The 24,808-nt window shown below is 35.4% G+C and carries 23 protein-coding genes; 22 read left to right on the top strand and 1 reads right to left on the bottom strand.

Annotation, left to right across the window (positions count from 1 at the left end):
- Positions 1-2: 2 nt before the first annotated feature.
- From recD2 to BN1372_RS09250, 14 genes are all read left to right on the top strand, one after another.
- Positions 3-2,270 carry an SF1B family DNA helicase RecD2 gene (gene recD2, locus BN1372_RS09310; RefSeq protein ID WP_062198818.1) on the top strand — a complete coding sequence of 756 codons (2,268 nt, stop codon included), beginning with the start codon at positions 3-5 and terminating at the stop codon, positions 2,268-2,270.
- A gap of 82 nt (positions 2,271-2,352) precedes the next feature.
- Positions 2,353-2,538 carry a hypothetical protein gene (locus BN1372_RS09305; RefSeq protein WP_407656457.1) on the top strand — a complete coding sequence of 62 codons (186 nt, stop codon included), beginning with the start codon at positions 2,353-2,355 and terminating at the stop codon, positions 2,536-2,538.
- A gap of 13 nt (positions 2,539-2,551) precedes the next feature.
- The gene (locus BN1372_RS15245; protein ID WP_147515363.1) at positions 2,552-2,665 is read left to right on the top strand and encodes a DUF3918 family protein; all 114 of its coding nucleotides are present in this window, start codon (positions 2,552-2,554) and stop codon (positions 2,663-2,665) included.
- A gap of 47 nt (positions 2,666-2,712) precedes the next feature.
- Positions 2,713-3,762 (top strand): AI-2E family transporter, encoded by a 1,050-nt coding sequence (locus tag BN1372_RS09300; RefSeq protein WP_062198814.1) that lies wholly within the window; start codon positions 2,713-2,715, stop codon positions 3,760-3,762.
- Between the two features lie 299 nt (positions 3,763-4,061).
- Entirely contained in the window at positions 4,062-6,689 is a 2,628-nt protein-coding gene (gene alaS, locus BN1372_RS09295) for an alanine--tRNA ligase (RefSeq protein ID WP_062198812.1), read from the top strand.
- A gap of 71 nt (positions 6,690-6,760) precedes the next feature.
- Positions 6,761-7,030, top strand: coding sequence for an IreB family regulatory phosphoprotein (locus BN1372_RS09290; RefSeq protein ID WP_062198810.1), 270 nt, complete (start codon positions 6,761-6,763; stop codon positions 7,028-7,030).
- A gap of 2 nt (positions 7,031-7,032) precedes the next feature.
- The gene (ruvX, locus tag BN1372_RS09285; protein WP_062198809.1) at positions 7,033-7,452 is read left to right on the top strand and encodes a Holliday junction resolvase RuvX; all 420 of its coding nucleotides are present in this window, start codon (positions 7,033-7,035) and stop codon (positions 7,450-7,452) included.
- A 15-nt stretch (positions 7,453-7,467) separates the two neighbouring features.
- Complete coding sequence (locus tag BN1372_RS09280; RefSeq protein WP_062198807.1) at positions 7,468-7,755, top strand: DUF1292 domain-containing protein; 288 nt, start codon at positions 7,468-7,470, stop codon at positions 7,753-7,755.
- 210 nt (positions 7,756-7,965) lie between these two features.
- On the top strand, positions 7,966-9,081 hold the full coding sequence (mltG, locus tag BN1372_RS09275) for an endolytic transglycosylase MltG (RefSeq protein ID WP_062198805.1): 1,116 nt from the start codon (positions 7,966-7,968) through the stop codon (positions 9,079-9,081).
- Positions 9,082-9,171: 90 nt separating this feature from the next.
- Positions 9,172-9,825, top strand: coding sequence for an O-methyltransferase (locus BN1372_RS09270; protein WP_062198803.1), 654 nt, complete (start codon positions 9,172-9,174; stop codon positions 9,823-9,825).
- Positions 9,825-10,757, top strand: a complete 933-nt coding sequence (locus tag BN1372_RS09265; protein ID WP_062198801.1) for a peptidase U32 family protein — start codon at positions 9,825-9,827, stop codon at positions 10,755-10,757. The genes BN1372_RS09270 and BN1372_RS09265 overlap by 1 nt, the downstream gene beginning before the upstream one ends.
- Positions 10,758-10,845: 88 nt before the next feature.
- A complete protein-coding gene (locus tag BN1372_RS09260) occupies positions 10,846-12,042 on the top strand; it encodes a peptidase U32 family protein (protein WP_082419082.1) in 1,197 nt (398 codons plus the stop codon).
- Between the two features lie 222 nt (positions 12,043-12,264).
- Complete coding sequence (gene greA / locus BN1372_RS09255) at positions 12,265-12,741, top strand: transcription elongation factor GreA (protein ID WP_062198797.1); 477 nt, start codon at positions 12,265-12,267, stop codon at positions 12,739-12,741.
- Positions 12,742-12,925: 184 nt separating this feature from the next.
- Entirely contained in the window at positions 12,926-13,540 is a 615-nt protein-coding gene (locus tag BN1372_RS09250; protein ID WP_062198795.1) for a YrrS family protein, read from the top strand.
- A 52-nt stretch (positions 13,541-13,592) separates the two neighbouring features.
- Here the strand turns inward: BN1372_RS09250 and BN1372_RS09245 are convergent, their stop codons facing one another.
- Positions 13,593-13,799 (bottom strand): DUF2536 family protein, encoded by a 207-nt coding sequence (locus BN1372_RS09245; RefSeq protein ID WP_062198793.1) that lies wholly within the window; start codon positions 13,797-13,799, stop codon positions 13,593-13,595.
- Between the two features lie 239 nt (positions 13,800-14,038).
- On the opposite strand from BN1372_RS09245, the gene mtnN reads away from it, so the two are divergent.
- From mtnN to BN1372_RS09210, 8 genes are all read left to right on the top strand, one after another.
- Positions 14,039-14,752: a 5'-methylthioadenosine/S-adenosylhomocysteine nucleosidase gene (gene mtnN, locus BN1372_RS09240; protein ID WP_062198792.1), complete on the top strand. Its 714-nt coding sequence runs from the start codon at positions 14,039-14,041 to the stop codon at positions 14,750-14,752.
- A gap of 4 nt (positions 14,753-14,756) precedes the next feature.
- On the top strand, positions 14,757-15,209 hold the full coding sequence (locus tag BN1372_RS09235) for an S-ribosylhomocysteine lyase (protein WP_062201250.1): 453 nt from the start codon (positions 14,757-14,759) through the stop codon (positions 15,207-15,209).
- Between the two features lie 218 nt (positions 15,210-15,427).
- Positions 15,428-16,057: a cyclase family protein gene (locus tag BN1372_RS09230; protein WP_062198790.1), complete on the top strand. Its 630-nt coding sequence runs from the start codon at positions 15,428-15,430 to the stop codon at positions 16,055-16,057.
- 59 nt (positions 16,058-16,116) lie between these two features.
- A complete protein-coding gene (locus BN1372_RS14695) occupies positions 16,117-16,275 on the top strand; it encodes a DUF1540 domain-containing protein (protein WP_074018171.1) in 159 nt (52 codons plus the stop codon).
- 204 nt (positions 16,276-16,479) lie between these two features.
- Positions 16,480-19,944: a pyruvate carboxylase gene (gene pyc / locus BN1372_RS09225; RefSeq protein ID WP_187118409.1), complete on the top strand. Its 3,465-nt coding sequence runs from the start codon at positions 16,480-16,482 to the stop codon at positions 19,942-19,944.
- A 252-nt stretch (positions 19,945-20,196) separates the two neighbouring features.
- A complete protein-coding gene (locus BN1372_RS09220; protein ID WP_062198788.1) occupies positions 20,197-21,423 on the top strand; it encodes an EAL and HDOD domain-containing protein in 1,227 nt (408 codons plus the stop codon).
- 214 nt (positions 21,424-21,637) lie between these two features.
- On the top strand, positions 21,638-21,952 hold the full coding sequence (locus BN1372_RS09215; protein ID WP_062198786.1) for an ArsR/SmtB family transcription factor: 315 nt from the start codon (positions 21,638-21,640) through the stop codon (positions 21,950-21,952).
- 14 nt (positions 21,953-21,966) lie between these two features.
- Entirely contained in the window at positions 21,967-24,243 is a 2,277-nt protein-coding gene (locus BN1372_RS09210; protein ID WP_062198784.1) for a heavy metal translocating P-type ATPase, read from the top strand.
- Positions 24,244-24,808: the final 565 nt, after the last annotated feature.

Below are 24,808 nucleotides of genomic sequence, written 5' to 3'. Positions count from 1 at the left end.
GCATGACAGGAGAAGAACTCACTATTGTTGGTACTGTACAGCACGTTGTGTTCTTTAATGAAGAGAATTATTATTCTGTCATTCAGGTTCGTTTAAAAGAAGCGATAGACGGAGAAAAGAAAATGACAGTAGTCGGGACATTGCCGAAAGTACTCGACGGGGAAACGTATCATTTTTCAGGTTCTTTTCGTGTGCATCCAAGGTATGGAAAACAATTTCTCGTTACACGTTTTGAAAAAGAAAAGCCGAAAACGAAAGATCGAATCGTGCAATATTTATCAAGCGATTTATTTAAAGGGATTGGGAAAAAAACAGCAGAACGAATTGTAGAAGTATTAGGGGAAAATGCTATCTCAAAAATCATCCAAAATAAACAAACGTTAGATGCAATTCCTTCTTTAAAAGGCGAGCAAAAAGAGAACATTTACATGACACTAATAGAATATGAAGGTCTAGAACAAACAGTACAAGCATTAGGGGAATACGGGTTTGGCTTGCAATTATCGATGAATATTTTTAATGTGTATAAGCAAGACTCTTTACGTATCATCAAAGAAAATCCATATCGCCTTATTCAAGAAGTAGAAGGCATCGGTTTTAAACGAGCAGATGAATTAGGAAAAGCATTTGGAATTACCGAAAAAGATCCCGAGCGAATTAAAGCTGGATGTTTGTATCTTTTGGAAGAACGTTGTTTAAACGAAGGACATACATTTCTACCATACGAAGAATGGCTCGAGGCCGTTACCGACTTATTATCCGTCAACGAACCAATAACTCGTTCTGAAATTGATGAAGTAAAACTGATGCTTGAGGAAGAAGAACGATTAATTGTGAATGATGACCGGATTTATCTGCCTACGTTATATTATGCAGAAGTTGGTACATTAAATCATTTGTTTCGATTAATGAATCAACCAAAAGAAGAAGAAATTGTCCAAGCAGATTTTTTAAAAGCACTAGGTGAATTAGAAGAAGAACTAAACATAGAATATGCACCGATGCAACGGGAAGCAGTATTCAAAGGATTAACATCGCCGGTGATGATTTTAACCGGTGGACCAGGTACAGGAAAAACGACCGTTATTAAAGGAATTGTAGAATTATATGGTCGATTGAATGAAAAATCGTTACAAGTAAGCGATTATAAAAAAGAAGAAGATTTTCCTGTTGTGTTAGTCGCACCGACTGGACGAGCGGCGAAGCGAATGAGTGAGTCCACAGGGTTAAAAGCATCGACGATTCACCGCTTATTGGGCTGGAACGGCACCGAGTTTGAATACAATGCAGAGAAAAAAATGAACGGAGAGTTATTAATTGTCGATGAGTTTTCCATGGTGGATATTTGGTTAGCCAATCAATTGTTGCAATCGATTCCAAGTGGGATGACGGTCATTTTTGTAGGAGATGAAGATCAACTTCCTTCGGTTGGACCCGGTCAAGTGTTACGCGATTTGCTAGCATCGCAAGTGATTGAAACGATTGCATTAACCGAGATTTATCGCCAAGCAGAAGGTTCTTCTATTGTGGTGTTAGCCCACCATATCAAAAAGGGTCAGATTCCTGAAGATTTACTCGCTAAAAAAACGGATCGACGCTTTTTCCCTTGCGCCAAACAGCATACTTTATCCGCCATTGAACAAGTTTGTCAAGGGGCGATAAATAGGGGATTTAGTGCAAAAGATATTCAAGTGCTTGCTCCGATGTACAAAGGGCCAGTTGGAATTCATCAATTAAATACATCGTTACAACAGTTATTTAATCCAAAACAAGCGAGGACACGAGAATTAGTATTTGGGGATATTTCGTATCGCAAAGGGGACAAAGTGCTTCAGTTAGTGAACAATCCTGAAGAACAAGTATTTAATGGGGATATTGGAGAGATTGTGGCATTATTTTATGCGAAAGAAACAGAAGAAAAGTTGGACCAATTAGTCGTTTCGTTCGATGGAAAAGAAGTGACCTATCGTCGTAGTGATTTTTCTCAGTTAACACATGCCTATTGTACCTCGATTCATAAATCACAAGGCAGCGAATTTCCGATTGTCGTGTTACCGATTGTACGCGATTATTATCGTATGTTAAAACGCAATTTAATTTATACTGCGATTACTCGCGCAAAAGATTATTTAATCATATGTGGCGAAGTGGAAGCATTTCGGTTAGCGGTGTCGAATCATCAAGAAGAAAAAAGGTATTCCATGTTAGCAGAAAAATTAACACATGCTTTTACGAATAAAATTGAAGAATTTCCTTACACTAAAGAATGATCCTAACGATCATTCTTTTTTGGTATAATTGATTCTTCTTTTGACGACAATGGACAAAAGAACATTTTTTGGAGGAATGGAGATGCAATGTCCAAATTGTCAAAGTAAAAATTTAGGAAGAATTGGACCAGGGCAATATTATTGTTGGGATTGTTTTATTGAATTAACCGTGGAAGGCGAAGTGCTTCAATTACATCAAGTAGAAGAAGATGGGACGTTAAGTTCACTCGATGATTTATTTACAGAATCGGAAAGAAAGCTTCTTTAAAGGCGGTGAGAACATGAATAATAACCGTACGATGATGATGTCGCTTATGACACTAGGTGTTGGAGCAGTAGCTTGGCGAATGATGCGGAATCGCCGACAAAATGTTATTACCCGATTGTTTGCATAACAGAAAGGGCTAGCAGTTGCTAGCCTTTTTACATACAGGTGAGGAATATGTATAAAGCCATTTCTATTTTAATTTTAATGTTATTGACGATTTTAACATTGTGGATTTTTGCAAAAATATCGTACATTTACATCCCCATTTTACAAGTGATGGGGAAAGTGTTGTTTCCTTTTTTACTTAGTTTTTTAATTGCATATTTGCTTTATCCGCTTCTTCAATTTTTGATTAAACGAAACATTCAACGTATTTGGGCGATTTGTATTCTTTATGTCGTCTTTACTTGTCTAGCAGCTGTATTTTTTATTCAAACGATTCCCAATATGACAAAACAGATGAGTGAATTAGTCGATGTGTTGCCAAAATTAACGAATATTTATCGAGAGTATGTAAATGTGCTATTTGAACGGACGAATCGTCTTCCGGCTTTTGTTCATGAACAAATAAACGAAGGGCTAACGAAGATGGAAAAAGAAATACGAACTATTGCTGAAAAATCGTTGGAACATGTCTTTACTTCGTTTAATCAATTGTTTGTTGTTTTCATTATTCCGGTTATTGTGTTTTATGTGTTGAATGATTATCCAATGATGAAAAAATGGGGAAAACGAATCATCCCATTTACCTATCACGGATTTTGTCGGCGATTAATAAAAGACTTAGACATCTCCCTTGGAAAATATATACGGGGAATGATTTTCGTTTGTCTTGCCATAGGGGTATTAGCGACGATTGCCTTTATGATGATTGGCTTACCTTATTCTATTTTACTTGGTTCCATTATTGGTTTAACGAACGTTATCCCTTATTTTGGCCCTATTTTAGGTGCGATTCCCGCTGTTTTTATTGCCTTTACCATTTCTGTTCAAAAAGTGTTTTTTGTTCTAGGAATCGTGTTTGTTTTGCAATTTGTAGAAGGAAATATTTTGTCTCCTATCGTGGTCGGGAAAAGTTTGCAAATTCATCCATTATTCATTATTTTTTTATTGTTTTTAGGTGGAGAAATATGGGGGATTATCGGGATGATTATCATCGTTCCAATGTATGCGATTTTAAAAATTGTTTTATTGCATAGTTTGCGATTGCAGAACAAAGATTGACAACCATTTTACCTATTTTCTATAATATATACACATATATTTTCGTTTAATGATAGAAACAAGTACGTTAAAGCCCATCAAAAGAGAAGAGTCTCCCTGGCTGAAAGAGATTCTAGGTGAAGAGTGACGGAAGCTATTCTTGAAAACGCAAGACAACTTGCCGGTAGACGCCGTTATCGTCATGCGAGGTGATGGGCGAAGATTCGTTCATAATCAGGGTGGTAACGCGTGAGATAGCTCTCGTCCCTGTTTGGGGTGAGGGCTTTTTATGTGCTTAAAAATAAGAGGAGGAAATGTAGATGAAAAAATTATCATCGAGTGATGTTCGCCAAATGTTTCTCGATTTCTTTAAAGAAAAAGGACATGCAGTAGAGCCGAGTGCTTCTCTCGTTCCGGTAAATGATCCGTCTTTATTATGGATTAATAGTGGGGTTGCGACGTTAAAAAAATATTTTGATGGTTCGGTTATCCCGGAAAATCCGAGAATTTGTAATGCGCAAAAGTCGATTCGAACAAATGATATTGAAAATGTCGGAAAAACAGCACGTCATCATACGTTTTTTGAAATGTTGGGAAACTTTTCAATCGGTGACTATTTTAAAGAAGAAGCGGTAGAATGGGCTTGGGAATTTTTAACGAGCGATAAATGGATGGGATTCGAAAAAGAAAAATTATCCGTCACTATCCATCCAGAAGATACAGAAGCATATGTGTTATGGCGTGATAAAATTGGAATTCCTGAAGAACGCATCATTCGATTGGAAGGGAATTTCTGGGATATTGGAGAGGGGCCAAGTGGACCAAATACAGAGATTTTTTATGATCGCGGCGAAGCGTATGGAAATGACCCGAATGATCCAGAATTATATCCTGGTGGCGAAAATGATCGTTATTTAGAAATTTGGAACTTAGTATTCTCGCAATTTAATCACAATCCAGATGGTACATATACACCGCTACCGAAAAAGAATATCGATACAGGAATGGGATTAGAGCGGATGGTTTCGGTCGTTCAAGATGTACCAACTAACTTTGACACAGACCTTTTTATGCCGATTATTCATCAAACAGAAACATATACATCTGAAAAATACGGAACAGACAAAGAAAAAGATGTAGCGTTTAAAGTAATTGCGGACCACATTCGTACAGTAACGTTTGCGATTGGGGACGGAGCACTTCCGTCGAATGAAGGACGTGGATATGTGTTACGTCGATTATTACGTCGGGCTGTTCGTTATGCAAAACAATTACAAATTGAAAAACCATTTATGTATCAGTTAGTGCCAATAGTAGGCGAAATTATGCAATCATTCTACCCAGAAGTGAGCGAAAAACAAGCATTTATTCAAAAAGTAATTCGGACAGAAGAAGAACGATTCCATGAAACGTTACATGACGGATTAGCGATTTTGAATGACATTTTAGAAAAACAACAAGAAAAAGTTGTTTCTGGTGAAGATGCTTTCCGTTTATATGATACATACGGATTCCCATTCGAATTAACAGAAGAATATGCCGAAGAAAAAGGATTTACGGTCGATGTAGAAGGTTTTGAGCAAGAGATGGAAAAACAACGGACACGCGCTCGTCTTGCTCGTGCAGATGTTGATTCCATGCACGTTCAAGGTGGTGTTTTAGGGGATATCCATGAGGCAAGTTCATTTGTTGGTTATGATCAATTCCAAACAGAAAGTGAAGTAACGGTGATAGTGTCAGACGATGAGTTTGTTTCAGAAGTTTCTGTAGGAACAGAAATTAAATTTGTACTAGATCAAACGCCTTTTTATGCAGAAAGCGGTGGACAAATTGCCGATAAAGGAACGCTAAAAGGAAAAAATGTATTAGTTGAAGTAAAGGATGTTCAAAAAGCACCAAATGGTCAAAACCTTCATACCGGAGTCGTGAAAGAAGGAACGTTACGTCTTCAGACGAAGGTCATTGCAACCGTAAATCGTGCAAGTAGAATGGATATCGTGAAAAATCATACAGCTACACACTTACTGCATCAAGCATTAAAAGATGTACTAGGAACACATGTGAATCAAGCAGGTTCTCTAGTTGCACCAGAACGTTTACGTTTTGACTTTTCTCATTTCGGACAAGTAACAAAAGAGGAATTAGAAAAAATTGAACAGGTTGTAAACGAAAAGATTTGGCTACAATTACAAGTAACAACACAATTAAAACCAATCGATGAAGCAAAAGCAATGGGAGCGATGGCTTTATTCGGCGAAAAATACGGAGATATCGTTCGTGTCGTGCAAGTAGGAGAGTATAGCTTAGAGCTTTGTGGTGGGTGCCATGTACAAAATACAGCGGAAATTGGCATGTTGAAAATTGTCCAAGAAACAGGAATTGGTGCTGGTACACGTCGAATTGAAGCGGTAACAGGAAAAGAAGCATACAAATTTATGAATGAACAGATGAATATTTTAATGGATAGTGCGCAAAAATTAAAAACGAACACAAAAGACATTCCAAAGCGTATCGATACCCTATTAGATCAAATGAGACAGTTACAACGTGAAAATGAATCATTAGCGCAAAAATTATCCAATGTAGAAGCAAAACAATTAACAGACCAAGTAAAAGAAATCGGCGGTGTTCCTATATTAGCAGCTCAAGTAAACAATGTAGATATGAATGGTCTTCGTGGAATGGTCGATGATTTAAAAGTTACATTACAATCAGCTGTCATTGTCATTGCAAGTGTACAAGGCGAAAAGGTGAACATTTCTTGTGGTGTAACGAAAGATTTAATTGAAAAAGGCTTCCATGCTGGTAAATTAGTAAAAGAAGTAGCAACACGTTGTGGTGGCGGCGGCGGTGGTCGTCCTGATATGGCACAAGCAGGGGGAAAAGATCCATCTAAAGTTAAAGAAGCATTAGAATTTGTTTACGAATGGGTGAAAACCATTTCGTAATTGGCAACAAGTATTGTACAATATAGGTAGTCGTTCAGATTCTGTTGAATCTGAAAAGAGAGGTGATAAGCATGGATTCAATCGATAATACGATGAAATTCAATTTTGATGAAGAACCTGAAAAAGAAAATATTAGAGAAGTTTTGTTTACCGTCTATGGTGCTCTTCAAGAAAAAGGATATAATCCGATTAACCAAATCGTTGGATATCTACTTTCAGGGGACCCAGCTTATATTCCGCGACATAAAGACGCTCGTAAAATGATTCGAAAAGTGGAGCGAGATGAACTAATCGAAGAATTAGTCAAAGTTTATTTAGAACAGAAAAAAGAGGATGAATAATCATGCGGATTTTAGGGTTAGACGTTGGAACAAAAACAATCGGGGTTGCAGTAAGTGATGAACTAGGATGGACGGCACAAGGTATAGAAACAATCCCTCGCGACGAAGAAAAAGATTTTTTAAGTGGGCTTACACGAATTGAAGAATTGGTTGACATGTATTCGGTTGAAAAAATTGTCATCGGACTACCTAAGAATATGAATGGTACAATTGGACCAAGGGCAGAGGCAAGTAAAGATTTTGCAGAAAAAGTGGAAGACAAGACGGGCATTCCTGTTGTCTTATGGGATGAACGTTTAACAACGATGGCAGCAGAACGAGTCCTACTCGAAGCTGATGTTAGTCGTAAAAAGCGTCGCAAAGTCATTGATAAAATGGCGGCTGTCATGATTTTACAAGGGTATCTTGATAGCAAAATATAAACCGAGGTGAATAAAATGGCTTTAGAAATTGGCGATCAAATTATTATTCCTTTTGAAGAGGAAGAGCATTTATTCGAAGTATATTACATGTTTAAACCAGACAATTACGACCATTCGTATATTTTAGTCTTCCCAGCTGGCGAAAATATGGAAGAAGAAGTGGAAGTATTTGCTTTCCGTTATTATGAAGAAGACGATACAGATGATGCAAAAGATTTACCAATTGCACCACTTGAAACAGATGAAGAGTGGGATATGGTAGAAGAAGTATTAGAAACGTTAGAAACATTAGATGAAGAATAAACAAAAAAACCTCTAAACGATGTTTAGAGGTTTTTTGCTTTCCGCTTTCCTTCTATCTCGTTTATTACACATGAATCGATAGGAAAAAATGACGTTTTTTCATGCTTTTCCGTCTTTCATAGTGAAATCTATCGAAAATTAGGTGAACTATAGTATAATATTAAAATGAGTAAAAAGAAGATTGGATGGAGAGACGGAAAGGAAGGTTTTATGTCATCATTACATGTACATCCAGAACAGACGAATAAACGAAAGAAAAAAGTGCTTTTCTTTTTATCCTTGTTTATTGTTCTTGTTTTGATATTTGTCGTTGCCGGCGTGTTTACGTTTCAGTCATATAATACAAAGGCTTTACAACCTGTAGATCCAAAAAGTAAGCAACAGGAATTAATTGAAATTAAACAAGGTGCTTCGGCAGCTGATATAGCGAAAATATTGGATGAAAAAGGTCTTATTCAAGATGAAAAGGCATTTCGTTATTATGTAAAAAAAGAAGATATTCATTCCTTACAAGCAGGAACGTATCAATTTTCAAAAAGTATGAGTGTGCAAGAAATAGTCGATAAATTATCGAAAGGCGAGATTTTTCAAACGAATGTGAAAGTAGTGATTCCAGAAGGAAAACGTTTAGTGGAAATAGCGGATATTTTAGCGGAAAAGACAGCTATTCCAAAAGAAAAATGGATTCAAATAATGGATGATCCGACTTTTATTCAAGCGTTAATGAAAAAATATCCGAATATTTTAACAGAAGAAATTTTACAAAAAGAGATTAAACATCCATTAGAAGGATACTTATTCCCAGCTACTTATGAGTGGGACTTAACGAAAATGAACGAAAAAGATATGGTAGAAGAGTTAGTTAGAACGACAAGTTTATATATGAAAAGGTATGAAGCACAATTCGAACAATCATCACTTAGTCGGCATCAAATTTTTACGTTAGCTTCTATTATTGAGAGAGAATCTAAAACAACAGCGGATCGTTTTAAAGTATCTGGGGTTTTTTATAATCGAATCGCTCAAAATATGCCAATTCAATCGGATGTCACGGTTTTATATGCATTAGATGACCACCGGGTTCAAGTGACGTACGAAGATTTAAAAACAAAATCACCATATAACACATATACAAACCCAGGATTACCGATTGGACCAATTGATAGCCCGGGAGAAGAATCGATTAAAGCGGCATTATTACCGGAAAAAAGTGAGTATTTATTCTTTTACGCAAGACCAAACGGAGAAGTACTTTATACGAAAACATATGAAGAACATGATGCCGTTTATAAACAATATAAATCTGAATGGGCAGAATTAAAGTAAGAATTGATGGAAGAGGAGAAATGGAACTTGCATTCTCCCTCTTTTTTATGCAGAATAGAAAGAATGAAATGGTTTTAAAGGAGTATTTTCATGATCCCAAATGAATTGATAACCTATCTTGAATCCCTTATTCCAACAAGGAATGAACAGTTACTAGAAATGGAAGAATATGCACGTGTTCATCATGTGCCGATTATGGAATTAGTAGGAGTGGAAACGTTACTACAAATTCTTCGTATTCATCAACCAAAAAAAATTTTGGAAATTGGTACAGCAATCGGTTATTCTGCCATTCGGATGGTGCAAACGTTAGAAGAAACGACGATTTATACGATTGAACGTGATGAAAAAAGATATGAAGAAGCAATAGCAAATATTCAAAAAGCGAATTTATCCGACCGTATTATCGTCATAAAAGGAGATGCGCTTGACGTATTTGAGCAAATTCAATCATACGGTCCGTTCGATTTTCTATTTATTGATGCTGCAAAAGGCCAATATCAAAAGTTTTTTGAACTGTATGGTACACTCGTAACAGAAAAAGGGATTATTTTATCTGATAATGTCTTGTTTCGTGGGTTAGTGGCAAAAGAAGCAGATGATATTGAAAGTAAACGCCTTCGAACGTTAGCAAAAAAGATTAAAAAATATAATGAATGGTTAATGAAACACCCACTATATCGTACGACTATTTTGCCAGTTGGGGATGGTATTGCAATTAGTATAAAAAAGGGGGAGAAGTAATGACAAAAATAAAAGAATTACTTGTTACACCAATTGACGTTGATCATATTAAAGATTTACATGAAGCGGGAGCAAATGCCATTGTAATCGGAGAAGAACAATTTGGTCTTCGTTTAGCAGGAGAGTTCAACAGAGAAGATGTAAAAAAGGCGACAGCACTCGCTCATTCCTTAAACATGAACGTGTACGTTGCGGTAAACGGTATTTTTCATAATGATAAAGTAGACGGATTATATGATTATATTGCATTTTTGCGTGATGTAGAGGTGGATGCAATTATCTTTGGAGATCCTGCTGTTTTAATGATTCGAAATGAAATAGCACCTAATATGCCGTTACATTGGAGCACTGAAACGACAGGTACAAATTATTTTCAAGCTAATTATTGGGGAGAACGCGGTGCGAAACGGGCGGTAATGGCAAAAGAAATTAATATGGAAGAAATAGTGGAAACGAAAGAACATGCTAACGTGGAAATTGAAGTACAAGTACACGGGATGCTCTGCATGTTCCAATCAAAACGCCATTTATTAGGAAATTATTTTGAATACCAAGGGAAAAATTTAAAAGTAGAAAAAAGTGATGCTAGCCGTCATCTGATGTTATACGATCCAGAGCGGAAAGTACATTATCCTATTTTTGAAGATGCGAGCGGTACACACATTATGTCACTACATGATGTAACGATTATTGATGATTTAACAGACATGTTAGATGCAGGGATTGATAGTTTTAAAATCGATGGTGTGCTACAGGAAAAAGACTATATTACTGCAGTAACACGGACGTATCGAAAAGCGTTTGATTTATACGAACAAAATCCAGAAAAGTATGAGGACCAAGCGGATGAATTATTACAAGAAGTAGAAGAACTTCAACCGACGACACGTCCGTTAGGAACAGGCTTTTTCTATAAAGAAACGATTTATTAAGGAAAAGGAGGAAAAAAACGTGGCTACGGAAATTTCAACAGTAACAAGCGAAGGAAAACGTATCATCATCAAAAAACCAGAATTGTTAATGCCAGCTGGAAATTTAGAGAAATTAAAAACTGCTGTTCGTTTTGGTGCAGATGCTGTATATATTGGAGGACGCGAATTTGGTTTGCGTTCAAATGCCGATAACTTTTCTATTGAAGAAATGGAAGAAGGCGTTGCTTTTGCGAAAGAGTACGGTGCAAAAGTATATGTAACAACAAACATTTACGCGCATAATGAAAATATGCAAGGATTAGAGGAATACTTAAAAGATCTAGAACGTGTTGGGATTGCTGCTGTCATTGCAGCAGACCCATACATCATTGAAACAGCACGAAAAGTAGCCCCAAAATTAGAAGTTCATTTAAGTACCCAACAATCACTTGCAAATTATAAAGCAGTGGAGTATTGGAAACAACAAGGATTAGAACGTGTCGTATTAGCACGGGAAGTTAGTTATGAAGAATTACTAGAAATTAAACGAAAAGTGGATATTGAAATCGAAACGTTTGTACACGGTGCAATGTGTATTTCGTACTCTGGTCGTTGTACATTAAGTAATCATATGACGGCTCGTGATTCAAACCGCGGTGGATGCTGTCAAAGTTGTCGCTGGGACTATGAGTTATATGAGTACGATGAAAAACATAAAAAAGCGTTATTTGAAGAAGAAGATGCACCATTTGCTATGAGTCCGAAAGATTTAAATTTAATTCAATTTATTCCGCAATTAGTCGAAGCTGGTGTGGACAGTTTAAAAGTAGAAGGAAGAATGAAATCGATTCACTACGTTGCAACGGTAGCAAGTGTGTATCGAAAAGTCATTGATGCTTACTGTCAAGATCCAAATCATTTTTCGATTAAAAAAGAATGGATAGAAGAATTAAATAAATGTGCAAATCGTGATACGGCACCTGCATTTTTCCTTAATGAACCAGGTTATCAAGAACAAATGTATCGGGAACATTCACAACGTACGACGCATGATTTTGCTGGAATTGTGTTAGATTATAATCTAGATACACAAATGGTGACGTTGCAACAACGAAATTATTTTAAACCTGGAGATGAAATTGAATTTTTCGGTCCAAATATCGACAATTTCACGCAAACAGTAGGTACTATTTGGGATGAAGACGATAACAAAATAGATGCAGCACGTCACCCATTACAAATTGTAAAATTGAAAGTAGAACAACCAGTAGAAGCTCATGATATTATGCGTAAACGAATGATGTAAGTAATACATGTCATGATTTGTGAGGGAATGGAATATATATGAAAATATTGTGATGCATAACAAAGATAGGAATCATCCACAATACGATTATGTCCAGATGATTTTTACATAAAAATTATCTCTATTCTTGAACAAGTGAATGATTTGTAATAGCATAAGAAGGTAATCATTGATAAAATAGCTCGTACAGTAAGGAAAGTTGTATTGAAGGAGTGAAGAATTATGGCGGAAGAAAAAGAGTTTTACATGACACTTGAGGGGAAAGAAAAGTTAGAAAACGAATTAGAATATTTAAAAACGGAAAAACGAAAAGAAGTAGTAGAACGAATTAAAATAGCTCGTGACTTTGGTGATTTATCGGAGAACTCCGAGTATGATGCAGCAAAAGATGAACAAGCATTCGTGGAATCACGTATTCAACAATTAGAAAACATGATTCGCAATGCGGTTATTATCGAAGAAAACGTTACAGATTCTAGTGTTATTTCTATTGGAAAACAAGTGACATTTATCGAACTTCCAGACGGAGAGGAAGAAACATATACGATTGTCGGAAGTGCAGAAAGCAATCCGTTTGAAGGGAAAATTTCAAATGAATCTCCAATGGCAAAGAGTTTAATGGGCCATGGTGTTGGTGAGGAAGTAAAAGTAAAAACACCAGGTGGAGAAATGAAAGTGAAAATTATTTCCATTCAATAAGAAAATCAAGCGATACAAAGAAAGGTTGTATCGCTTGATTTTTTTCTTCTTATCAAGAGGAAAATCAATAAAAAGGAGCACTTATTTTCAAAGGCATTCGAATGGTATAATATAAAAGACAAAGTCACTTCATCTCTCATTTAATGTTACAATAAGAATAGTGAAGGATAAGGAGGTTTATTCGATGGATGAAAAGGAAAAACAGACAAAGAGCCGTTTGCAACGTCAAGTGAATACAAAGAAGAAAAAGTATAACCAATATTTAAATTTATCAATTGTACTCGTCTTTATGCTCATTTTAATTATCGGGATTCAAATCGTTTTGCAAAAAGATACGGCTTCTAATAAGACAAACGAAACGAAAGTAGAGACAAATACAACAAAAGAGGAAAAACAAGAACCTTCTTCTAAACAAACAATAGAAAAAGATAAAAAAGAACAAGCAGATAAAAAACAAGAGGAAGAAGAAAAGAAAGAAACGGAAGAAGAGGCAGAAGAACCAGGAGAATTTCAACCAATTGGGACAAGCCAAAGTGAACCACATGTGACACAGTTTGATAAAAACAGTGTGGACTGGAGCGAAATGGAGAAAGCAATGAGTTACGCAACAGAAATTCCCGGAGATCAAATGGTTACTTGGTGGGTAAAAAATGGTGGTGCACCAGATCGTGTGATTGGTTATGTAAGTACGAGAGAAACGCAAAATACACCGTATGAAGTGTCATTAGTGTGGGTACCAGAAAAAGGATGGAAACCAGAAAGTGTACAATTATTAGAATCAAATCCATTTACGAAATAATAAAAATCGGGGAGATATTTCCCGATTTTTATTATGTACAAGCATCGTTTTGTTAATAGTTAGCTTTAAAGTGAACGCATGCGGAATAATGTACCTTTCCTGTCTCTAGATGCATGGCTGTTTGATAGGAGACAGAATGGACGGATAAAAGCAATGCTTGGTTAGCATCGATTTTTTCTTGAATCTTTTTTTCTAAACTAACTAAATCGCTCGCTTCAAAAAGTTCTATTTTATCTTTTATTTGTTCTAATGTAATCAAAACGTACCTCTCCTTTTTTCAATTGCTTCCGTATTAAGAATAATCATTCTTTTTTATCCTTGCAAGGGGATCGCTTATAATTGTTAGAATGCAATCTAAGGATTGTTAAATAATAAAGAAGTAAGGTATGATAGATGTAAAGAAACATCTATTTTAATGTAAAAAATGGAGTAGGGCAATTTGAAATTTCTTTTTGTTCATAAAAGTTTGACCACATACATAATGGAAGAGGGAAGAAGATGAGAATTGGAATTATTGGTGCAATGGAAGAAGAAGTAGATATTTTACGCCTTCAATTAAACGGGATGGAAACAAAAGCAATTGCTGGTTGTGAATTTTATCACGGGACTCTTCACGACGTAGATGTGGTGTTAGTAAAGTCGGGAATTGGTAAAGTGAATGCAGCAATTGCAACGACGTTATTAAATGAATTATACACACCTACATACGTTATTAATACTGGTTCAGCTGGAGGATTTCATCAGGAGTTAGCAGTTGGTGATATTGTTGTTTCATCAGAAGTTCGTTACCATGATGTAGATGCTACTGTTTTCGGATATGAGTATGGACAAGTGCCGCAAATGCCTGCAAACTATGTACCAAATGAAAAATTAGTAGATGTAGCAATTAAAAGTGCTGAAAAAATTGACGATATTCATGTTACAAAAGGTTTAATTACAACTAGTGATTCTTTTATGGATAGTGCCGATCGTGTACAATTTGTAAAAGAAAAATTTCCATCTATTTATGCTGCAGAAATGGAAGCAGGTGCCATTGCGCAAACTTGTTACCGTTTTAACATTCCGTTTGTAGTCATTCGTGCACTTTCGGATATTGCAGGAAAAAATGATGATACGCATCAAACATATGAACAATTTTTGGAAAAAGCAGGTCGTCACTCAGCGACGTTAGTAATTAATATGATTGAGGAGTTGAAACAACGTGGAAAATAAAAAAATGAATGTAGAAAGTTTTAATTTAGATCATACAAAGGTGAAAGCACCATATGTTCGTCTCGTTGGCGTAACAACTGGTAAAAATGGCGATCAAATTCATAAATATGATTTTCGTGTTTGCCAACCAAATCAATCTCATATGGAAATGCCAGCGCTTCATTCTTTAGAACATTTAATGGCCGAACTTATCCGTAATCATTTAGATTGTGTCATTGATATTGGTCCAATGGGATGCCAAACTGGTTTTTATTTATCGGTTATTAATCATGATGATTACGAGGAGATTTTAACCGTATTAGAAAAAACGTTACAAGATGTGTTAGAAGCAACAGAAGTACCAGCGTGCAACGAAGTGCAATGTGGATTTGCTGCAAGCCATAGCTTAGAAGGTGCAAAAAAAATCGCCACATATCTTTTAGAAAAGCGCGCAGAGTGGACGGAAGTATTTGCATAAACAAGCAGCGGGAGCGAAATAAAAGCTCTCGTTTTTTTATTCAGTTAGTGAACGAGCCTTCCTACGCTTTTTGTGTAAACATAGGATAAGTACATCTAACTATCCCTGTGGGAAGTGCGAAAACTCCCACTGATGGAAGATTTCTTTATTGACAAAAAGAAAAGAGCTTCTTTATAATCATAGTAATCATATTGGAATTTTTAAGAAGGAGGACCTAGATGAAAATTATCGATTTATCCCAAACGTTTGAGAAAAATATGACGCAATTTCCAGGCACGCCTTCCCTTCAACTACGTGAACTTACTTCGATTGAGGAAAGCGGGTTTCAAGTAACAGATTTACATGCTGTTGTACATGTGGGGACACACTGTGATGCACCAAAACATTTTATTTCAAGTGGAAAAACAATTGATAACCTACCACTAAAGAAATTTGTAGGTGAAGCAGTCATAGTGGATGCGACAAATGTACTAGGATCTGCGCTTCCACTGTCCATTTTAGAAAATGTATCGATTCAAAAAGGGGATATTGTGTTACTTCGTACGAACGCTTCTCAATTATGGAATACGGAGAAGTATGTAGAACAGTCTTTTTATTTGTCCCAAGCATTAGCTGACCGATTAGTAGAACTAGAAATCAATGCACTTGGAATTGATTTTTTGTCTCCTGACGAAGTGACGAGTGAAACATCTCCAATCCATCACACATTGTTAAAAAATGAAATTATCCTAATAGAAAACTTAAAAAATTTGGATCAAATACAGAAAGAACGTTTTTTCTTTTCAGCGGCTCCATTAAAGATAAAAAATAGTGACGGTGCTTTTACAAGAGCATACGCAATTGTCTAAAGAAAAATGAATAAGTCCCCCAATTTCCCTGCATATTAAAAAGGAAAGGGGGAGTGAAAATGGCAAAAGATGTTCTTTGTGAAGTAAATAACTGTTCTTATTGGGAAAATGGAAACAAGTGTGGAGCAGAACAAATTTATGTTGTTAGTCAAAATGGAAATCATGCAAAACATCAAAAAGAAACCGATTGTAAAACGTTTGAAGCAACTACGATATAAGGAAAAAAGAACCTAAATTAATATTTTTAGGTTCTTTTTTTATAAAATAATAGGAATTTTAATATAAGTATGACATAATAAAAATAATTATGACATACTATTTGCTAAACGGTTTATATTCCTTTGTAACTCTATTTCTTCTGCTTTAGCTTGAAAAGTGTGGATGATTGTTTCAGTTTTTTGGGGAAAGGGGAAGAAACGTAAATGAAACAGAGGGGACTGCAAAAAACAAAAATCAAAAAGTTACTAGTGGCAAATCGAGGAGAAATTGCAATCCGAATTTTTCGAGCTTGCGCTGAGTTATCGATTCGTACTGTGGCCATTTATTCCAAAGAAGATAGCAACTCGTATCATCGATTCAAAGCTGATGAAGCGTACGCCGTTGGAGAAGGAAAGCAACCAATTGAAGCATATTTAGATATTGAAGGGATGATTGAAATTGCAAAACGAACAGATGTAGATGCAATTCACCCTGGATATGGTTTTTTATCCGAAAATGCGACGTTTGCAAAGCGCTGTGAAGAAGAGGGAATTATTTTTGTTGGTCCAGCGATTCGTCACTTAGAAATGTTTGGAGATAAAGTAGCGGCCCGAGCGACAGCAATTGATGCTAACCTTCCAGTCATTCCGGGAAGCGATGGTCCGATTTTAAGTTTACAAGAAGCAGAAAGGTTCGGTGATGTCCACGGTTTTCCATTCATTATTAAAGCGTCTCTTGGTGGTGGTGGTCGCGGAATGAGAATTGTTCGTTCTAAAAAGGAAGTAAAAGAAGCATACGAACGTGCAAAATCAGAAGCAAAAAAGGCATTTGGTCAAGATGAAATATATGTTGAAAAATTTGTAGAAACCCCTAAACATATTGAGGTACAAATTTTAGGGGATAACGATGGGAACATTATTCATTTGTACGAACGAGATTGTTCCGTTCAACGAAGATACCAAAAGGTAGTCGAGGTTGCACCATCTGTTTCTTTATCGAATGAATTACGAATGGAAATTTGTCAAGCAGCTGTTCGTTTAATGAAGCATGTTCATTATAAAAATGCCGGTACAGTAGAGTTTTTAGTGACACCAAATGGGGATTTTTATTTTATTGAAGTGAATCCAAGAATTCAAGTCGAACATACAATTACAGAGATGGTGACGGGCATTGATATTGTCCAAACTCAAATTCATTTAGCTGAAGGTTTGTCGCTACATAGCGAAGAACTAGCAATACCGAAACAAGAGGAAATTATTTGTCGCGGATATGCTATTCAGGCCCGGATTACAACAGAAGATCCAGCAAATAATTTCATGCCAGATACTGGGAAAATTACCGTTTATCGTTCTAGTGGGGGATTTGGTGTTCGGTTAGATACAGGAAATAGTTTTCAAGGTGCAGTGATTACTCCTTATTATGATTCGCTATTAGTGAAGTTATCAACGTGGGGGTTATCTTTTGCGCAAGCATCACAAAAAATGTTACGTAACTTACGGGAATTCCGTATTCGTGGTATTAAAACGAATATTCCATTTTTAATAAATGTAATGCAGCATGAAAAATTTAAGACAAGTCAATATGATACGTCTTTTATTGACACGACACCAGAATTGTTTCAATTTACAAAGCTGAAAGACCGCGGGACAAAAATGTTAACGTATATTGCAAAAACAACGGTAAATGGCTATCCAGGGCTAGAAAAACAAAAGAAACCAACATTTGATGAGCCAATGATTCCAAAAATTCCGGTAGATGTTTCTATTGAAAATGGAACGAAACAAATTCTAGAATTACATGGAGCAAAAGGGCTTGTAGAGTGGATTAAAAACCAACGAGAAGTACTCATCACAGATACAACATTTCGTGATGCACATCAATCCTTGTTAGCTACTCGAGTACGAACAAAAGATTTAAACCAAATTGCAAAGCCAGAAGCGTATTTATTACCACATTTATTTTCAATGGAAATGTGGGGAGGGGCAACGTTTGATGTTTCGATGCGCTTTTTATTTGAAGACCCATGGGAGCGATTAAAAACAATACGACAAGAAGTTCCCAATGTGTTGTTACAAATGTTATTGCGCGGTGCAAACGCAGTTGGGTACACTAATTATCCGGACAATGTCATTCAATCTTTCGTGCAACGAGCTGCGAAAAATGGCATGGATGTGTTCCGAATTTTTGATAGCTTAAACTGGGTAAAAGGGATGGAAATAGCGATTGCTTCTGTTATTGATTCAGGAAAAGTGGCAGAAGCAACGATGTGTTACACAGGTGATATTTTAGATGTTGGAAGAAAAAAATATGACATTTCCTATTATAAACAGTTAGCAAAAGAGCTAGAACAAACAGGAGCGCACATTTTAGGTATTAAAGATATGGCAGGTTTATTAAAACCAGAAGCTGCCTATCAACTTATTACAACGTTAAAAGAAACAGTAGATCTCCCCATTCATTTGCATACGCATGATACGAGCGGAAATGGAATTTTTATGTATGCAAAAGCAATTGAAGCGGGAGTTGATATTGTCGATGCTGCAATGGGGTCAATGGCAGGATTAACATCACAGCCGAGTATGAACACATTATATTATGCATTGGAGCATAGTTCTAGACGCCCGAAAATGAATATACAGCATGTCGAAAAAATCAGTCGATATTGGGAAGAAACACGAAAATATTATCATGGTTTTGAAAGCGGCTTGTTAGCACCACATACAGAGGTATATCAACATGAAATGCCAGGCGGACAATATAGTAACTTACAACAACAAGCAAAAGCGGTTGGATTAAAAAATCGCTTTGATGAAGTAAAAGATATGTATCGACGGGTAAATCTATTATTTGGAGATATCGTAAAAGTGACGCCGTCTTCTAAAGTAGTCGGTGATATGGCGTTATTTATGGTACAAAATCATTTATCGGCAGAAACTATTTTCGAACGAGGGAAAACATTAGACTTTCCAGATTCTGTTGTTCAATTTTTCCAAGGGTACTTAGGTCAACCTAGTGGAGGATTTCCACAACCACTACAAAACATTATATTAAATGGAAAGAAACCGTTAGACGATCGTCCGGGAAAAACATTACCAGAGGTAGATTTTAAGGCGATGAAAGAGTTATTAAGCGATACATTACATCATATAGCAACAGCTGAAGAAGTACTTAGCTATGCATTGTATCCGAAAGTCTTTTTAGACTTTGCAAAAGTAACAGATGAATTTGGGGACCTATCCGTGCTAGATACACCAACATTTTTTTACGGTATGCGTTTAGGAGAAGAAATTCACGTCAAAATTGAACAGGGAAAAACGTTAATCGTGAAACTCGTTGCGATTAGTCAACCACAATCCGATGGTACCAGAATTATCTATTTTGAAATGAATGGGCAACCGCGTGAAGTAACAATAAAAGATCAAAGCATTAAATCAACCATGATAGAAAAAAGGAAAACAGATAAAACAAATCCGTCTCATATCGGTGCAACGATGCCAGGTACTGTGCTGAAAGTGTTAGTTACAAAAGGAGAAGAAGTAAAAAGCGGTGAGCATTTACTGATTACAGAAGCGATGAAAATGGAAACAACCATACAAGCACCGGTTGCTGGAATAGTAAAAGATATTCATGTTCAAGAAGGGGAATCTATTTTAACAGGAGATTTATTACTAGAAATAGATCCGGCATAACAATAACACTAAGAAAAATCCTTTTATCTCTATATCACGAAAGGATTTTTCCTTATTTTTTCATATAAATAGTAAAATTACAGTATAATGAATAATAAAACATATGTCGTGAAAGGTTTTATATCATGATAGTATAGGTGAGAAAGTACAATAATATTTTTTTACATTAGCATAGATTATTATTTGAAAAATGAGAAGGATATTTTCCTAACATATTACTTTTTAGCTATTTGTTTTCGTGAGGTGGAAAAAATGAAAGTTTTTGTTGCACGCCAACCGATTTTTAATCAAAATGAGTCTGTCTGTGCGTATGAGTTGTTATATAGAAGCAATGAAGAACAAAATGTTTTTGAAAATAACAATCCAGATGAGGCGACGATTGAAGTATTAATTAATAGCCTGATTAATATCGGCATTAATCAAATTTCAGACAATCATTTAAGTTTTATTAATTTTACAGAAAATTTACTCTTACAACGGTTACCATTGTTGTTACCCGCAAAACAAATTGTTGTAGAAATACTAGAAGATGTTCGTCCGACACCTGCCGTTATAGAAGCATGTCGAGAGTTAAAAAGAAAAGGGTACATTTTAGCATTAGATGACTTTGTTTTAAAAGATCAAAGTGAATCTTTGTTACATTTCGCTGATATTGTGAAAATTGATTTTTTACTAACGACACCAGAAGAAAGAAAAGAACTTGTTCAGACATTATCTAAGCATCGGATTCAATTATTAGCAGAAAAAGTAGAAACGAGAGAACAGTTTGAAGAAGCAAAATCGCTTGGGTACACGTATTTTCAAGGATACTTTTTTAGTAAACCAGTGATTATGAAAGGACAAGTCGTTCCAAAAGGGGGATTACTTTCTTACAACGATTTGTATATGGAACTAAATCAAGAAGAACCAAATGTAAAAAAGATTGCACAATTAATTGAACAAGATGTATCCTTCTCCTATAAAATATTAAAGTTAGTAAATTCACCATCTTATTTTACACGGCATAAAGTGGGATCCATTGAGAAGGCGGTTGTCATTTTAGGGATAGATGAAATCAAAAAAATGGTATATTTGCTTTCTTTACAAGCCGATCAATCAGATAGTAATCATGAAATTTTTCAATTTAGTTTAATGCGTGGGAAATTATGTGAACGTTTAGCTCAATTAAATAGAAATTTTTTTGAACCATCGGAATGTTTTTTAATTGGGTTATTTTCCTATATTGATGTTATTTTAGGTGTTTCTTTAGAAGAAGCACTAGACGAATTAGCTTTAAAAGATTCCATAAAAGATACATTGTTGCAAAAAAATAATCAGCAAGAACAATATCTCTTACAAATGGCTAAGCACTTAGAAAGAGGAGAATGGGAAATGGTAGAGCAACACCTTTCATTCCTAAACGTAACAAAAGATGATGTATATCAATTATATTTAGAAACGATCGAATGGGTAAATGAGATTAATAGTTTTTTAACGTAGTGTCTATCTATCATGGTAAAAAGCAAAAGGCAGAGAAATTTTCTTTGCTTTTTGCTTTTTTATGAACGAACAGTAATTCACAATTTAGTATGGAAATAAGAAGAAAAAACGAACCGTGATGAATGATTCTTTATTGAAAGTAATTATCAAATAGGTTATTATAATGATATACATGAGTATATGTTCATATAATGATGACATAGGGGTGAGGATGATGATAGAAGAAAATGAAATGGAACATCTATTAGATGAGGAAACATTATTTTTAGTTTCTCAAACATTTAAAGCTCTTTCCGATCCAACGCGGATTCGAATTTTATTTTTATTATCCAAAAAAGAATGTTCTGTTTCTGAAATCGTAGAAATTCTTAATTTATCTCAATCCAACGTTTCTCATCAACTACGTTTTTTAAAAAATTTACGATTAGTCAAGTTTAGACGAGAAAAAACGTCGATTTATTATTCGATTGACGATGAACACGTCATTCGGTTTTTACATGAAGCAATCGATCATGCCAAGCATGATTAATGGAGGGAGAAGGCATGAAAGAGTATCGATTAGAAGGATTAAGTTGTGCAAACTGTGCAGCTTCATTAGAATCGGAAATAAAAAAACTAGAACACGGTGAGAAAGCAAAAGTACAATTTAATTCCAGTAAATTAGTTGTTTCGGAACAAGTGGATATGAAACAAGTCGAGAAAATATTAGCTTCAGATGGAGCAAGCATTGTTCCTGAAGCAAAAACTATCGAATATAAGCTAGAGGGATTAAGTTGTGCCAATTGTGCAGCCACGCTAGAAAAAGAAATTCAAAAGCTTGATTTTGGGCAAGATGCAAAAGTGCACTTTGCTTCTAATAAATTAGTTGTACATGAACAAGCGGATTTAGACGCCATTAAAAAAATACTCGCTTCAGACGGAGCTGCAATTATGGAAGCGCAAAAAGAAACACATCATGATCAAGGACATCATCGAATGGATAAAATGAAACGACAGTTAATCGGTTCTGTTTTGTTGTTTATTGGCGCATTAATAGTTGGAAAGTTTGATTCAACGTATGCCGTTCCAATATATATATTGGCCATTGGTTTGAGTGGATATTCTACTTTTTTAAAAGGATTAAAAAACCTTGCGAAATTTACATTTAACATGGATTCGTTAATGACCATTGCCTTAACAGGAGCCGTCTTAATAGGAGAATGGAAAGAAGCAACTGTTGTCGCTATTTTATTCGGATTAAACGAAATGCTTGAAAGTTACGGAATGCAAAAAGCAAGAAAATCAATGGAGTCGCTTTTGAATATAGCACCGAAAGAAGCAACGCTATTAGGAAACGGAGAAGAAAAACGGATACCAATTGAACATTTGAAAGTCCATGATGTAGTGATTGTAAAAGCAGGAGAAAAAATTCCTTCCGATGGAATTGTTGTACAGGGAATGAGTTCGGTAAATGAAGCTGCTATTACAGGGGAATCGTTACCGATTGATAAACAAAATGGGGATTTTGTTTTTGGTGGAAGTATTAATAACGAAGGCGTTTTGTATGTTCAAATGGAGAAAGAATATGAAGATTCTTCTTTGGCGAAAATTTTACACTTAGTGGAAGAAGCGCAAGAAGCGAAAACACCAACAGAATTATTTGTGAATGAATTTGCTAAATATTACACACCAGCTATTATTATCATTGCAATGTTAGTAATGTTTGTTCCGCCGTTATTATTAGGTGCAGAATGGATGCCGTGGATTTACCAAGGATTAGCGGTTTTAATCGTTGGATGTCCGTGTGCATTAATTTTATCTTTCCCGATTGCAATTGTATCAGGTTTAACCGTGAATGCAAGAAACGGTATTTTAGTGAAAGGCGGTGTTGTCCTTGAACAGTTAGGACAATTGAAACAAATTGCCTTTGATAAAACAGGTACCTTAACGAAAGGCAAGCCACATGTTGCGCACGAAAAAATGTATGATCAAGAAACATGTTATCTCGTGAGTGCAGCTATTGAGCAAAAGTCTTCTCATCCTTTAGCACAAGCTGTTTTTGCTCATGTGGTTGCTTCTATTAAACAAATTCCAACAGTAGAAGATATTCAAACACTCCCTGGTCTTGGTGTGACAGCTGTACTTCATCAGCAAACATACCGAATTGGAAACGAAAAAATAATCCGAGATTTTTCGCTATCTGATGCGGTAAAACAAGATATCAAGCAAATGAAAGCACAAGGATTAACGTTAGTAGTAGTATCGGATGAAAAACAAGTACTAGGAATATTTGGATTAGAAGATGAGATTCGCCCTGAATCCAAAAAAATAATCGCTGATTTACACGAAGTAGGGATTCAAAAAGCCATTATGGTAACAGGCGATCATATGCAAACGGCTGAAAAAGTAGCGCAACAAATTGGATTAGATGAATATTACGGGAACTTGTTACCTGAACAAAAAGTAGCAAAAATAAAAGAATTAACACAAGTAAACAAAACAGCAATGGTTGGAGATGGAATTAACGATGCACCAGCATTAGCAACAGCCAATGTTGGAATTGCGATGGGGAAAGGAACAGATAGTGCGATTGAAGTAGCGGATGTTGTGTTAATGCAAGATCATTTAGGTAAATTACCACAAGCTATCTCTATTTCTAAAAAAGTAAATCGGATTATAAAAGTCAATTTACTCATTGCATTAAGTTTGAAATTAATTGCTTTATTGTTAACTATTCCAGGTATGTTAACGTTATGGATTGCTATTTTATCAGATATGGGTGCAACGATTATTGTTACGCTCACAAGTTTAACGATATTATTACAAAAAACAAGTCGATGATAGTAATCGGCTTGTTTTTTTAATATTCATAAATTGTTCAAATATTTTCTTTTTTCATACTTGATTAAATGTGGAAACATTTGTAGAATAAAAATTGTTAGAGTTAGTTATAAAAAAACAAACTATAACACAATAGAAATCATTTTTAATGTTTTTAAAGTAATAACATGAAATGGAAGGAGGGCATGGTACTAAAATAGTCCTAAAAATAGTAAGTATTGTATGAAAAAAGTTAGTAGCTTTATGGAATGAAGAAATAAGTTCATGCAGTAGAACAAAGTCGCAACATCATACTATGAAGTAGACAATAGGGGAAAAAGAAAGACATTTTTTTGTAAAACAAGAATCAATCATGCTGTTTTGTTAATTAAAAGGTGTTTAAGGATTAGTCCAGTACACAATAAATAGAATAAAAACTTTTTGTACATAGATGAAAACGTACATGTGTAAAAAGGATTGCTGAATGTATTCTATTTAAAAAATTTTATGTAAAAAGAAAACGCTTTCTCTATCTCATATATTATACAGGTAATGGAATTAAAATTCAGTTCGACAACATTTTTTA

The organism is Massilibacterium senegalense (assembly GCF_001375675.1).
Taxonomy (GTDB): Bacteria; Bacillota; Bacilli; order Bacillales; family Massilibacteriaceae; genus Massilibacterium; species Massilibacterium senegalense.
The sequence above is the reverse complement of the archived record's forward strand: the minus strand, read 5'-3'. Positions and strand labels throughout refer to the sequence as shown.

Bases quoted from the DNA above. Each gene is read 5' to 3' on its own strand.
- alaS (WP_062198812.1), top strand. From the start codon at position 4,062: ATGAAAAAATTATCATCGAGTGATGTTCGCCAAATGTTTCTCGATTTC.
- BN1372_RS09260 (WP_082419082.1), top strand. From the start codon at position 10,846: ATGCCAGCTGGAAATTTAGAGAAATTAAAAACTGCTGTTCGTTTTGGT.
- BN1372_RS09280 (WP_062198807.1), top strand. From the start codon at position 7,468: ATGGCTTTAGAAATTGGCGATCAAATTATTATTCCTTTTGAAGAGGAA.
- greA (WP_062198797.1), top strand. From the start codon at position 12,265: ATGGCGGAAGAAAAAGAGTTTTACATGACACTTGAGGGGAAAGAAAAG.
- recD2 (WP_062198818.1), top strand. From the start codon at position 3: ATGACAGGAGAAGAACTCACTATTGTTGGTACTGTACAGCACGTTGTG.
- BN1372_RS09265 (WP_062198801.1), top strand. From the start codon at position 9,825: ATGACAAAAATAAAAGAATTACTTGTTACACCAATTGACGTTGATCAT.
- mtnN (WP_062198792.1), top strand. From the start codon at position 14,039: ATGAGAATTGGAATTATTGGTGCAATGGAAGAAGAAGTAGATATTTTA.
- BN1372_RS14695 (WP_074018171.1), top strand. From the start codon at position 16,117: ATGGCAAAAGATGTTCTTTGTGAAGTAAATAACTGTTCTTATTGGGAA.
- BN1372_RS09235 (WP_062201250.1), top strand. From the start codon at position 14,757: ATGAATGTAGAAAGTTTTAATTTAGATCATACAAAGGTGAAAGCACCA.
- BN1372_RS09300 (WP_062198814.1), top strand. From the start codon at position 2,713: ATGTATAAAGCCATTTCTATTTTAATTTTAATGTTATTGACGATTTTA.
- BN1372_RS09270 (WP_062198803.1), top strand. From the start codon at position 9,172: ATGATCCCAAATGAATTGATAACCTATCTTGAATCCCTTATTCCAACA.
- mltG (WP_062198805.1), top strand. From the start codon at position 7,966: ATGTCATCATTACATGTACATCCAGAACAGACGAATAAACGAAAGAAA.
- BN1372_RS09305 (WP_407656457.1), top strand. From the start codon at position 2,353: ATGCAATGTCCAAATTGTCAAAGTAAAAATTTAGGAAGAATTGGACCA.
- BN1372_RS09220 (WP_062198788.1), top strand. From the start codon at position 20,197: ATGAAAGTTTTTGTTGCACGCCAACCGATTTTTAATCAAAATGAGTCT.
- ruvX (WP_062198809.1), top strand. From the start codon at position 7,033: ATGCGGATTTTAGGGTTAGACGTTGGAACAAAAACAATCGGGGTTGCA.
- BN1372_RS09290 (WP_062198810.1), top strand. From the start codon at position 6,761: ATGGATTCAATCGATAATACGATGAAATTCAATTTTGATGAAGAACCT.
- BN1372_RS09215 (WP_062198786.1), top strand. From the start codon at position 21,638: ATGATAGAAGAAAATGAAATGGAACATCTATTAGATGAGGAAACATTA.
- BN1372_RS09210 (WP_062198784.1), top strand. From the start codon at position 21,967: ATGAAAGAGTATCGATTAGAAGGATTAAGTTGTGCAAACTGTGCAGCT.
- BN1372_RS15245 (WP_147515363.1), top strand. From the start codon at position 2,552: ATGAATAATAACCGTACGATGATGATGTCGCTTATGACACTAGGTGTT.
- BN1372_RS09250 (WP_062198795.1), top strand. From the start codon at position 12,926: ATGGATGAAAAGGAAAAACAGACAAAGAGCCGTTTGCAACGTCAAGTG.
- BN1372_RS09230 (WP_062198790.1), top strand. From the start codon at position 15,428: ATGAAAATTATCGATTTATCCCAAACGTTTGAGAAAAATATGACGCAA.
- pyc (WP_187118409.1), top strand. From the start codon at position 16,480: ATGAAACAGAGGGGACTGCAAAAAACAAAAATCAAAAAGTTACTAGTG.